14 protein-coding genes are annotated in these 12,790 nt (G+C 38.9%); all 14 read right to left on the reverse strand.

Annotated features, from left to right (window positions below):
• Position 1 precedes the first annotated feature (1 nt).
• Positions 2–625, reverse strand: a complete 624-nt coding sequence (locus tag M2444_RS14000; protein WP_280787268.1) for an acetyltransferase — start codon at positions 623–625, stop codon at positions 2–4.
• Positions 618–1,697, reverse strand: coding sequence for an N-acetylneuraminate synthase (gene neuB / locus M2444_RS14005; RefSeq protein WP_280787269.1), 1,080 nt, complete (start codon positions 1,695–1,697; stop codon positions 618–620). The genes M2444_RS14000 and neuB overlap by 8 nt, the downstream gene beginning before the upstream one ends.
• Positions 1,694–2,824: a UDP-N-acetylglucosamine 2-epimerase gene (gene neuC, locus M2444_RS14010; RefSeq protein WP_280787270.1), complete on the reverse strand. Its 1,131-nt coding sequence runs from the start codon at positions 2,822–2,824 to the stop codon at positions 1,694–1,696. The genes neuB and neuC overlap by 4 nt, the downstream gene beginning before the upstream one ends.
• Before the next feature lie 15 nt (positions 2,825–2,839).
• Entirely contained in the window at positions 2,840–3,991 is a 1,152-nt protein-coding gene (locus tag M2444_RS14015) for a LegC family aminotransferase (protein WP_280787271.1), read from the reverse strand.
• Positions 3,988–4,989: an NAD-dependent 4,6-dehydratase LegB gene (locus M2444_RS14020; RefSeq protein WP_280787272.1), complete on the reverse strand. Its 1,002-nt coding sequence runs from the start codon at positions 4,987–4,989 to the stop codon at positions 3,988–3,990. The genes M2444_RS14015 and M2444_RS14020 overlap by 4 nt, the downstream gene beginning before the upstream one ends.
• Positions 4,986–6,680, reverse strand: a complete 1,695-nt coding sequence (locus M2444_RS14025; RefSeq protein ID WP_280787273.1) for a motility associated factor glycosyltransferase family protein — start codon at positions 6,678–6,680, stop codon at positions 4,986–4,988. Before M2444_RS14025 ends, M2444_RS14020 begins: the two co-directional genes overlap by 4 nt.
• Positions 6,677–7,210, reverse strand: a complete 534-nt coding sequence (locus tag M2444_RS14030; RefSeq protein ID WP_280787274.1) for a hypothetical protein — start codon at positions 7,208–7,210, stop codon at positions 6,677–6,679. Before M2444_RS14030 ends, M2444_RS14025 begins: the two co-directional genes overlap by 4 nt.
• Before the next feature lie 69 nt (positions 7,211–7,279).
• Positions 7,280–8,092 (reverse strand): flagellin Hag, encoded by an 813-nt coding sequence (hag, locus tag M2444_RS14035; RefSeq protein ID WP_280787275.1) that lies wholly within the window; start codon positions 8,090–8,092, stop codon positions 7,280–7,282.
• Between the two features lie 241 nt (positions 8,093–8,333).
• Positions 8,334–8,576, reverse strand: a complete 243-nt coding sequence (gene csrA, locus M2444_RS14040; RefSeq protein WP_280787276.1) for a carbon storage regulator CsrA — start codon at positions 8,574–8,576, stop codon at positions 8,334–8,336.
• 1 nt (position 8,577) lies between these two features.
• Positions 8,578–9,024 (reverse strand): flagellar assembly protein FliW, encoded by a 447-nt coding sequence (locus M2444_RS14045; RefSeq protein ID WP_280787277.1) that lies wholly within the window; start codon positions 9,022–9,024, stop codon positions 8,578–8,580.
• A gap of 107 nt (positions 9,025–9,131) precedes the next feature.
• Positions 9,132–9,698, reverse strand: a complete 567-nt coding sequence (locus tag M2444_RS14050; protein ID WP_280787278.1) for a DUF6470 family protein — start codon at positions 9,696–9,698, stop codon at positions 9,132–9,134.
• 15 nt (positions 9,699–9,713) lie between these two features.
• Positions 9,714–10,631, reverse strand: coding sequence for a flagellar hook-associated protein FlgL (flgL, locus tag M2444_RS14055; protein WP_280787279.1), 918 nt, complete (start codon positions 10,629–10,631; stop codon positions 9,714–9,716).
• Between the two features lie 15 nt (positions 10,632–10,646).
• Positions 10,647–12,230: a flagellar hook-associated protein FlgK gene (gene flgK / locus M2444_RS14060; protein ID WP_280787280.1), complete on the reverse strand. Its 1,584-nt coding sequence runs from the start codon at positions 12,228–12,230 to the stop codon at positions 10,647–10,649.
• A 54-nt stretch (positions 12,231–12,284) separates the two neighbouring features.
• Complete coding sequence (locus tag M2444_RS14065; protein WP_042192416.1) at positions 12,285–12,785, reverse strand: flagellar protein FlgN; 501 nt, start codon at positions 12,783–12,785, stop codon at positions 12,285–12,287.
• Positions 12,786–12,790 lie beyond the last annotated feature (5 nt).

Below are 12,790 nucleotides of genomic sequence, written 5' to 3' on the forward strand. Positions count from 1 at the left end.
TCTACACTTCCTTAGCGGGAGTTCCGTATGCCTTGCTTCTATCCTTTATCGTTTGCAAAACTAGAGATCCTGCTCCAATTATTACTTGACTTCCAATCTGAACGTTTTGAATAATTGTCGATCCTGCTCCAATATGTGTTAAATCACCGACTATCACGCTTCCAGAAAGTGTAACTCCCGGCGCAATATGACAACTTCTTCCAACTGAGCAGTCGTGGTTGATACTTGAAGATGTGTTTATAATAGTATTATCGGCAACACTTGCAAAAGATTCAATAACAGCACTCGCCATAATTTGCACACCCTCACCTAATTTTGAGTAAGGAGAAATAATTGCATTTCGATGAATGACTGAGGAAAATGTATACCCCTTTGTTTTAAATTGCTGAAATATATCCGCTCTAATATAAGGTACTCCAATAGAACCTAAACAAAGTACAAGTTCAATATCAGAAATATTGTATGAGTCAATGACTTTATCTGTGCCAAGATATGAAAGTCCAAAACGATTCTCTTGTTTTTCAGGTGCTGTGAAACCCATAATTGAGCGTTTTTGCTGTAACAAAATATCAGTTATGACCGCGGCGTGGCCACCGTTTCCAATAAGGATAACAGGCTTACTCATCAATTAGCTCATCATCACTATAGCTTTTCGATGCTTTTTTACCGATTAGTGACCAATATTGTGAAGGAGCCATACCACTTCCCGGTCTTTTGACAGTTAAATTTTCTTTAGTAATAGTATCTCCAATCATAATTGACTTCGCAGCTACTAAGCTTTTACGAGCAGCGATTTGATTTGTCTGCTCCTTGATAGTTGGCTTTTTATTTCCATCTCCTAATGAGAGTTCAATAATGCGGATTGCCTTCACCATCTCTTGTAATTCATCTGGTTCTAAGGATGCGAGGTGGTCTGGTCCGGGTAAAAGCCTGCTAGTTGTAAAATGTTTTTCAATAACCAGAGCACCACGGGCAACCGCAGCTACAGGCACGTATATCCCCTCTGAATGATCAGATAAACCCACATCTAATTGGGTCTCTCTTGTTAAATGATCAATCGCCTGCAAATTAATATCTCTGTACGGAGTTGGATATTCAGTTGTACAGTGCAATACCGTTACATAATCCTTCAACCACTTCTTTGCCTCAGAGGAGGGGTAAAACTTTTGCACAGCTTCTATTTTCACTTCATCTGTTGGATACGCCAGACCGTAAGCAATAAAGGACAAAGATTCATGTATATCCTCAATAGTTGCCATACCTGTTGATAAAATTATTGGTTTACGTTTTGTAGCAATATAATGAACGAACGGTGTGTTTGTTAATTCACCAGACGAAATTTTCACAGTACGAATCGCGAGTTCATCTACTAAAAAATCGATACTTTCACGATCAAAGGGTGTAGATAGAAATTCAATTTTTTTCTCATCGCAATAAGCCTTAATTTGAAAAAACTCTTCATACGAAAGTTCTAATTTCTTTAACATTGCAAATTGTGATGTCTCTTCTCCAATGTTCTCCACTTGATACTCTGCCTGTTTTGCATTTTTGGTGACAAGATTTTCTGTCTTATAGGTTTGAAATTTTACCGCATCTACTCCAGCTTGCACTGCTGCATCAACTAGTCTAAAAGCAAGATCAAGAGAACCATTATGATTCACACCAGCTTCGGCGATTATATATACTTGATTGTTCATAAGTCATAAAACTCCTTCTGAATCAAATAGGAAGGTATTTCTTTAAGAATTTCCACTATTTTGCGAGAAGCATTTCCATCACCAAAGATCTGTTCATAAGGCCCAGCATATTGCAGAGCTTGTTCAATGCCATTTTTAATAGATTTTTCATCTAACTCAACATCAAAAACCGATGACGGTCTTTGTCTCCCCACCTGCCTATTACCACAATTTACAGTAGGCGTTTGTAGATAGGGTACTTCAATGAGCCCACTGGATGAATTACCAATAACAGAATCAGCATGTTTAACTGCACTCAAGTATCGCAATTGCCCTAGCGAATCAAACAAGAAGGCAGTCTCATTTTGTTTAGTATACTTTTCGATCTCTTCGTTAATATAACGTCCACCATTATCGGCATTCGCTTTTGTAAAGAGCAAGTTCACATTTGAATATTCGCTTAAAGCCCTTAATAACGGATGAATTCCATCCCTATCTCCATGTGTTTCAGGATGATATGTAATAAGCAAAAGTGACTTTTTTTTATCAAGACTTAACTGATTGTATAGCTCATCTTTTGATAAAAGTGGCACCTTTAAAATATTCTCAATTCCTAACGCACCAACATTCCACACTCGATCTGGTGATTCACCAAGTTGAATTACTCGTTGTTTATGTTCTTCGGTACTAGTGAAATGCCACGTAGCCAACTTCGTGATAGAGTGACGAATAGAGTCATCAAATGCGCCAAAGGTTAACTCTCCACCATGTAAATGTGCAATCGGGATACCGATGATTAGTGCAGCCTGTGACACAGCCAACATTTCAAATCGATCTCCTAAGATAACAATTAAATCAGGCTTTAATTGATCAAGTACATCCGCAAATCCTATTGTGGCAATTCCAATTGATTTAACTACACCTACAGAGGTATCTGATGACAAAAGTATCTCTACTTTTTTATCAATTTTAAATCCATCTTCCTCAATTTGCTTATAAGTTAGGCCAAACTCCGGAGATAAATGCATCCCAGTAACAACTAATTGTAGTTCCAATTCAGCATCAGAATGGATTTCTTTCATCAACCAATACAACAACCCATATTCAGATCGTGTTCCAGTGACAACACAAATTTTACGTTTATTCATAGTTGATTACCCCTTTCAAAGAGGAGTCGATGGAATGTTAATAACTCTTTTATTCAGCTCATTTGTCACTGTCAAATCCCCTTTTGGGCAATGCATATAAGGAGTTAACTCATTCATTGGCGTCCAAATTGGCCTTGCCATTGCTCCATCCTTATTCAATAAATCTAGCACGACATCACGACTATGTTGCTCCGAATCAAGGATAATGGTTTGAAGCCAGTAATTACTCGTTCCAAAAGTAGGTTCTACAAATAAATCCACTCCATCTATTTGCTCAAATAACTTTTTATAACTTTGAGTTAACGCTCTTTTTTTCGCAAGAAATACATCCATCTTTTCAATTTGAGCACATCCTAGAGCCGCATTAATATTTGGCATTCGGTAATTATACCCTATCTCATCATGACGGTATTCCCAACGATGCGGTATTTTGGCAGTTGTAGTAATGTGTTTTGCATAATCTGCAAGTTGTTCGTCATTCGTTAATATCGCTCCACCGCCACCAGTGGTCATGATTTTGTTACCATTAAAACTGAGCGCGCCTACAAGGCCAAATCCCCCCGTGTGCTTTCCTTTATAATAAGAACCCAGTGCTTCCGCTGCATCTTCGACAAGAACAAGATTATACCGTTTACAGATATCAATTAACGGATCAATATCTACAGGATGACCAAATGTATGCATGGGAACTATAGCCCGTATTACACGGCCCGTCATTTTATTAATGAGCTGATTATTGTGTATCTCACCAATCTCCCGAATATGTTCTTCGAGTTTTATCGGGTCAATACCTAATGTTTCCCCTGAAACATCAACAAAATGAGGAACTGCCTGTAAGTATGAAACTGCGTTTGCTGTTGCAATAAAGGTAAGCGCTGGCATAAAAACTTCATCATTCGCCTGCACACCAGCAATTTTAAGCGCAATATGTAAAGCAGCAGTACCATTAACAACAGCAACAGCTCGTTTCACACCTGTATATTCTACAAGCCTCTTCTCAAACTCATCGACATATTTACCAACAGATGAGACCCACCCTGTTCGAATACAGTCCGTTGCATACTCAACTTCTTTGTCACTGAAGGTCGGCTCATGTAAGGGAATAAAATCTTTACTACCATAAATTTCTTTTATGCCCTGAATTATTTCCTGCCACTGCTTGTTCATATGTTATATGCATCTGCCTTATATTTTGATAAATTCGTGGGATCTGTGAACCAATCAACTGTCTCTTTCAATCCGCATTTAAATCCTTCTATTCCACCGTATGATGGTTCCCAGCCGAGCAGTTCTTTCGCTTTTTGATTATCTGCCCACAATCGTTCCACTTCACTTTTTTCAGGACGAAAGCGAACTTCATCTGTTTCAATCTCAAGTTTTTTGCCCATTACATCAGCAATAGCCTTAACTGTATCTCCTATTGAAATCTCATAATTACTACCTATATTAATCACTTCACCAAGTGCTTTTTCACTATTCATGATTGAAATAAACCCACTGACAGTATCTTTAACATAATTAAAATCTCTCGTCGGACTTAAAGCACCCAGTTTAATTTTCTCCTTACCCGATGCAAGCTGTGTGATAATCGTTGGGATAACAGCACGCGCAGATTGACGTGGCCCATACGTATTAAACGGTCTGATAATTGCTACTGGCGTTTCAAACGAACGATAAAAAGATAACGCCATTTGATCCGCACCAATTTTCGATGCAGAATACGGTGATTGTCCCTGTAAAGGATGTTCTTCATTAATAGGTACATATTGAGCAGTACCATATACTTCACTAGTTGACGTATGAACTACTTTAGATACGCCAAGCTCACGTGCTGCTTGAAGTATATTTAATGTTCCTTTTATATTTGTATCTACATACGTATCTGGAGAATGGTAAGAATAAGGAATTGCAATTAATGAGGCCAGATGTAAAACCATATCACAACCCTTCATGGCTTTTTTTACCCCATGTGGATCACGAATATCACCTGAGAATACATCTAACTCTCTCTTAACATCATCTGATGATGAGTCAAGCCACCCCCACGAGTTGAATGAGTTATAATAGACGAATGCTCGTACATCATATCCTCGTCGTATAAGTTCTTCTACTAAATGTGAGCCGATAAATCCATCCGCTCCTGTTATTAATACCTTATTCTTCATTTACATTCACCCTTTGAATAAAACTTTTGAATCTCTTCATCGTTTAATAATAGTTCTAAATATTTCTTTAGTTTTATAAACAGTACGTGAATACTATCTCTCATTTCTTTTCTTTGATCATTTGTAGTCTGGGTCTCATTATAATTGTATTCAAAATGATTACTTATTCTTTGAACATCGTCTATTAGCTGATTTAATAAAGAACCTTCAACCAGCGGCTCTTTTCTTAACTTCTTCACGCTTTTCAACAATGTTCTTATATCGGAAATATTGACTACATTTTCACGTATTTTTTTCATTTTTCTTTCTTCTACTTTTACTAAATCAAGAATTTGATATAGATTTTTTATTACTTCAATTGCTTTTTCTTTTCCCTTGTTATTCTTTATGTTTTGATTAACAGAGAAATCCACATCTTTTACAAACCTTTGGTAATCAATCTTCTCGGCGTTGATATAAGGGACATGATTAATTTTTGCACCTTTTTTCGAAAGATTGTACATTTTTATATGATCTTTTATAAGATTCGTTAATTGATTGAATGAATCTATCTGTGCATATAATGTCTCAGAAGTTAATACCTTTCCTCCGTCATTACTATCCACCAATAATTCTTCTTCTATCGTTACCCCTTCGTGAACTGTTATACCTTCGGCATAGTACTTTTTATCAATATAAGACAAATCTTGCCCAACTAAGTACACCTCTTGAAATCCTAATTGACCAATTAGATTCAAAGTAGAAATAGCCACCGAAGCAACAGAAAAGAACCGCGTCATCTCAGGAAATAAGCTTCCTGTAATACCATCCATCTCACTTAACAATTTCAGAGCTTTTCCTTGATGGTTCTCCAAAATCAAATGATGGGTCATCGTGTCAAAAATAGCAATACCTTTGTAATCGAGTCCTTTGAAATGAGCTTCATAATTTGTTAAACTAGAGTCCATAGAGACCACAAAATCCGGATGTACGTCATATTTTAACAGCGCCCTTAAAGCAGAGCCTACACAAAAAACATACATATGATCTTGAACTTTTTTTATAAGATCAATATTTTCTGTTAATGATGGCCCTGAGGAAACTAATATTGCTCCTTTTCCTCGAAATTCTCCCATAAGTCTATCTATTGGATCCATTTCATAGGTGTAGATTAAATTCAGTATCGGCTCTATGATCCAATTTTTTTTAAAAAAATTCACTGTATTATTATTGATTACATACAAACTCAAGCTTTTCTCTATTAACTTTAAAGTATCATTTATAAGTTCCGAATTAGTTTGGTCATATTTAGGATGAATAATTATTTGCGAAGAAAGCCCTCTAAATTGCTCTAAAATAGAAGTTATCATTATTGGTAGTAAATCTTTTAAATAATGAAATTCAATGTTTTCACTTATTTTTATTTTATTTAATGTGAAATCGTTTAATACAACTTCTTGAAAGGGCTCAATAATAATTATCTTAGGAATATCTTGATACTCTGATTGAAGCGTTTCAACAATCTCACCATTTCCAATACCTATTACAAAAGTAATTTTATTTTTCTCCGATATTTCCTTATTTAATAGCTTAGCTATCTCCCTTTTAGGGGAGATTTTAGAATTTAACGGAATATTTATGCCCTCTGATTTATAAATGAATATCAAACTTCCATCATCGGCTGTTCCACTTGTTATTTCATATATACTCACTGAATAATTCCCTTTCTGGTTTCTAATTCCTCTATAAAATCCTCAATCCATTCTGAGTAGATTAGTTCGATAATCTCAACAACAGATGAGTAATCATTTTCCACTATTTTTTGTTCTGCTTGTCTCACAGTTAATTCTATATTTGTCTTGTTAATCTTATTGAAATTAAAATAACTATCTACATTCGATAACTCTAATAATGTGGCAGACAACTCAGAAAAGGCTGACAATATATCTTCAATGCTTTTCAAATTCAAGCTCTCAATTGTTAATAAAAGCTCTTTTGAAAACTGATGCACGTTTTGGAGTACTTCTTGTTCGTGATCTTTAATCAACTTTGTTTCGAATATTAAATTGTTATTTTGCACCAAGAGATCCTTTATCTCAATTTCATCTAGAGGTATCCCTGTATTATTCACAATAATAGATGAAATTTGATTTAGATACAAAACCAAATCTTGATAAGTTTCTTGGAGGCTTTCTTTCTGGTTAAACTTTTCTTCATTTATATAATATGTCATTTTTTTCATTCTCCTCATTAGCAAACAAGGTAGATAGCGATTACGCCATCTACCTCATTATAATCTTAACTCACACTATTATCTAAGAAGTTGAAGAACCCCTTGAGGTTGTTGGTTGGCTTGAGCCAACATCGCTTGTGCTGCTTGAGCTAAGATGGAGTTCTTAGTTTGGTTCATCATTTCTTTCGCCATATCAACGTCACGAATACGTGATTCAGCAGCCGATAAGTTTTCAGAAGATGTACCTAAGTTATTAATTGTGTGCTCCAAGCGGTTTTGAATCGCACCCAAAGATGAACGTTGTGCTGATACACGTGAGATTGCCTTAGCAATTGCGGTGATTGCTTTGTTTGCTGAAGATTGTTTAGACAAGCTCAACCCACTAATTCCGAGAGCTTTAGATCCCATAGTTGAGATTTTAATTGACAGGGTCTGCCCTTGGTTTGCACCGATATGAATTTGTTTACCTGTAAACTTACCGTCAAGCAAGTTCTGAGTATTGAATTCTGTAGTAGTAGAAATACGATCAATTTCAGCCGTAAGAGCTGTAACTTCTTTTTGAAGCTCTGTACGATCGGCATCAGTGTTCGTATCATTCGAAGATTGTACCGCTAACTCACGCATACGTTGCAGGATAGAGTGAGTTTCGTTCAATGCGCCCTCAGCTGTTTGAATCAACGAGATACCGTCTTGAGCGTTACGAGTAGCTTGATCCAAACCACGGATTTGTCCACGCATTTTTTCGGAGATTGCTAGACCAGCTGCATCATCACCTGCACGGTTGATACGAAGACCGGAAGACAACTTTTCGATGTTCTTACTAGTTGCAGCAGTATTCGCACCCAACTGACGGTGAGTGTTCATTGCAGCGATATTGTGGTTAATAATCATTTAATATTTCCTCCCTGAAATTAAGTTAGTTCCACATCCATGTGGTAAACGCCGAACCTTTAAGGTCGGCCGCCCTGCAGGTTCAACGTCTACTACATATATCGACGGCGTATGCCCAACAGTTTAGAGTAATTCAAAGTTTTTTTAAAATTTTCTTGAGAAACACCCCCAAAACAAATAAAAACCTAAGTCTGCCATTGGGAGCCTTAGGTTCTAGATTCAATGTATATAAATATGTTTGTTAGTCGTTCTTTTGCTCTTCACGAAAACGATGGATCAAGGCATTCAAATCAGTCTGTATAGGTGCAACAGACTCACGATTAGCCTCTTGTATAGAAAGATATACCTCTTTGCGAAAAATATCGACATGCTTAGGAGCCGAGATGCCCACCTTTACTGTATCACCTTCCACACTTAGGATTGTCAACTCTATCTGGTCCTGAATGACGATGGACTCGCCTTTTTTGCGGGTAAGTACAAGCATATCATCCACCATCCTTTCCATCGATAGCTGAAAGTTCCTGCAAGAGGCTATGCTTCGTATGATAAGGAGCTCTATGCAGAACGATCTGTTTCCCGGAATGCTTCACTGGATTCAATACAATGGGTGCCAGAAGATTAACCGTAGACTGATCAACTTGTTCCTTCAGAGTAATGATACAACGAACGATAACCTCTCTGTCGATCCCTAGCTCTTCCGCTTCATCATCTGGAAGATCAAATTCATAAGATGGATAAAATACAAATGGATCACTTAGCAAAAAGGACAATCCCTTTTCCTTCACAGACTGTAAGTACCAGAAAGGTGTCTCCTCCACAGCAATCAAAGCGAAGTCTGTTTCTACATCAAAACCGGGCAATCCTTTAGGGAAATGATATAACTGTTCCTCATCCACATCAATTTTGCCCCAAGATAGTGTTTCTATAATCAATGTTGTTCACTCCTCATAATAACCGGTATCATAAAAACACTACTACCAAACCATATATAGCACAAAAGCTATAGAGGCGCTTCCCAGCACTTCTATAGCTTAAAGACTTACAATTGAACGTTAATTTCAGGTAAAAAAAACTGTATGGTTGCATATTGCTGCATATATATATTTAACTTGCCTCGGGTATACTCAATCTCAGGACTACGTCTTTCAACCCGTATATCAACATGGGCAGCCCTAAAATTAACTTGAGGGGCTCTAGTCTCAAAATGAATATCCACATTATCGTACGATGCAGGCCCACGAGTCTCTGGAAATGAATTAGGTTCTGTATCTGTGCCGTACACTTCTGCAATCGTATTACCTGGTTTAAAAAACTCTGCCATCCGATTCCCCTGCTCAACCTTTTTAGCTATTCCCTGAAGATACAGCTGCTGGATCCCAGTATAGATTCGTTTGTTCATATCAAACATATTGCCGCCATTATAGGCTGCCCATGCACGAGATTGATCTATGGTAAGTTCAGGCTGAGTGGATTGAACCGTTAGTTGTCCTGGTGTCGTTGTTACATTGACTTCAGCTTTAGGCTGAGAAATCGAATAGGCACCCGGATCAGCATCAATTCCAATCACAGCAGGCGTCTGACGGATTTGCAATATCGGCTGAAGCAACGAGAACCACCTCCGTTATCTGATAAAGTCTACGAGAGTTGTGGATATTATCTTTGCACCCACGGACAAGGAAGCATTATAGATATTCTCTTGAATCTTGGAATTCATAATCAAGCCTTCATAGTCGGCATCTTCCGTCTTGGCTTGAAGATCCGTTAGGTTAATATTCAGATCACTAAGCCGTTCCTGCATCAATTCAACACGGTTAGTCTTTGCCCCTATTTCGGAACGTGCCGATAAAATAGTCTCCATGCGCGTATCGATTGCATCAAGTTGACCCGATACAGACTTGAGGTCACCAGCTTTTAACCCAGCAGAAATATTATTAATAATTACAAAAAGATTGTCTGCATCCCCAGTATTACCGAATACGTCATTGCCAGTCATACTGATTGGCATACGCACATCTTCACCTACGATAAACTGAATCTGCCCAGTATCCGTAGTAATTGGCTTAGATACATCGTATGAGCCATCTGCACCTTTAACGAAATCATAAGGTTTCGTGTTATATTGCTCGCCATTAAAGATATACTTACCGTTCAGCGTACTGTTCGCAATATCCACAAGTTGGTCTTTTAACTGCATCACTTCGGCATTAATACTGTCCAGTGCTGACTGTGGATTAGTCCCTGTCGCAGCCTGTACAGACAGTTCACGAATCTTTTGAACGACATCTCCGGCTTGACCAAGGACCGTATCATTATAATCCAGCCATGAAAGAGCGCTATCTACATTTTTAGTATATTGCTCGTTAGAAGAAAGCTCAGCGCGATAGCGCAGGGAATACGTAATCCCTACCGGATCATCGGAAGGCTTGTTGATTTTGCGGCCGCTAGAAAGCTGTAATTGTGTATCGTTCATTGTACGCGCGTTACGGTTTAGGTTAAGCAGAAGCTGTGAATTCATCATGTTAGAGGTTACTCTCAACATATGCTATATCTCCTTTTATCTGCCGACTGTGCCGGTGGAATTAATCAATTTGTCGAGCAGTTCATCAAAAGTAGTCATAAAACGCGCAGCGGCACTATAAGCATGCTGGAATACGAGCATATTCGACATTTCTTCATCCAGAGACACACCGCTAACAGATTGACGACGGGAATTAACCTGCTCTACCAGATAATCTGAGTTATCGGTCTGACGAGCAGCCTCCTGTGATTGAATACCAAGTTGGCCAACCATAGAGCCTAGAAGCCCACCCACAGTATTGCTAATTTTGCCGTCCGGCGTAGTGAATTTACTATCCTTCAGATTCGTAAGCAAGAGAGCCAAAGTGTTATTCCCTTTAACGACCTGTGTGTTGCCAGCTGCATCTACAGTAGTACGCAGTGAGGTTGCGAATAAGCTAACATCTGCAGCAATTTCCGGATTCAACTTGATCGTTCCAGCATCACCAGAGGTTACAAAGAAATCACGACCGGAGCTTCCATCCATCGCATAACCTAACTTGTGAAGTCCGTTCAAACCTTTGACAATGGTTTTAGCGTCCTCATACATCGTTGCTCCCTTAGGCATTGCTTGACCAGCGGCCAGAGTAACTACAGTGCCATCTGCTTGCTTAATCTTGGCATCATTTGTCAATATGGTACCCTCAGGAAGATTGGAACCTGCCGGTATTGTAATTTCAACGTCACCCGTAGCAATCGTACTAGCCATATCGTTGAGTTGTTTCTTGTAGTCGGTAACATAAGTATTTTTGGAGAAAATCATTCCGTAAGCCTCGCCGCCCTTCAAAGTTCCAGCGGCATAAGCATTATTAAGAAATGCACTATCTACGGTTGCAGTAACTTCTCCACCCTCTACCAGTGGCTGTCCACCTAGTGAAACGTTATAACCAGCTTCCGTCTCTACAACGGTAATATTAGCAATCTTAGATAGCTTGTCCGCCATCAGATCGCGTTGATCGCGTAAATCATTCGCCTGATCACCCATACCCTCAATCTTATAGATCGATTTATTCAGATCTGCGATAGCGGTCAGGTAGCCCTGAGCTTCTTTGGCTTTAACGTCAATATTAGTAGCTAGATCCCGATCGAGATTATCTAATTGCGTGCTCATATAGTTCATAGCATCAGTTAAAGATTGTGCGGTTTGTACTACAATTTTGCGCGCTGTTGGATCTTCAGGATTTTTACTAAGGTCAGACCATGATTTCCAGAAGTTGTCCAGCACCGTACGAATACCTGTATCCGATGGTTCATTAACAATCGCTTCTAGTTTAGAGAGGGTATCTGCTTGAAGTTTCCAGTTTCCAAATGCAGAATTCTCACCACGGTACTGATCATCCAGAAACATTTCCCGAATCCGATCGATAGATGAGAATTCCACCCCTGTGCCCATTTGACCAGGAACGGTAGATTTATTAAATCCGTACGCTTCAATAGGTAAAGCAGCCTTCATATTTACACGTTGACGAGTATAACCCTCGGTATTCGCATTTGCGATGTTGTGTCCAGTCGTATTAAGAGCTGCGGTCTGAGTAAAAAGGCTGCGTCTCGCCGTCTCTATTGAATGAAATGTGGATGTCATGCTGCTTACTCCTCCTTATGTTCTGCTCTGACAGAACACTTCATCAGTACAATTCTAGCCTCGTGCATCAAATATCCCGGACCGATTTACGCCATTGCCTTTGTCGGACGGACGATGATACGTGATATCCTGATTCGGTCTTCCGACCAGCAGATCCAAAGAATAATCTATAAAAGTAAGCGACTGCTCTATCAGCTTCTGATTAAGCTCATTTGCTTCTTTCAAGCGGTGCAAAGTGCCAGAAAGCTTCTGCTGAATATGCAGCAGTCGTGCCTTATCTTCAGGGTCAAATATAAGTCTGGACAGCTCAGTTAGGTTCAGGTTCAGGTTGGAACGAATACCTACGCCTTGCAGAACGGTATATGCTGCCGCGATTCGCTGTTCCTCGAGCTGTCCAATCAGCTTCATTAACTTGGACTCACGGTTCAGGATGTCGATTAAGGCATCCACCTTGTTGTCCATAATCGTCTGTTTTTTCTCAGCGGCCAGCTCCAGCATTTGGTTATGCACTTCGTCCAGCCGCTCCAATAGTTCTATTAATGTCGTCAATGCCATGGATG

The organism is Paenibacillus sp. PastF-3 (genome assembly GCF_029893135.1).
Classification (GTDB): Bacteria; Bacillota; Bacilli; order Paenibacillales; family Paenibacillaceae; genus Paenibacillus_AQ; species Paenibacillus_AQ nitricinens.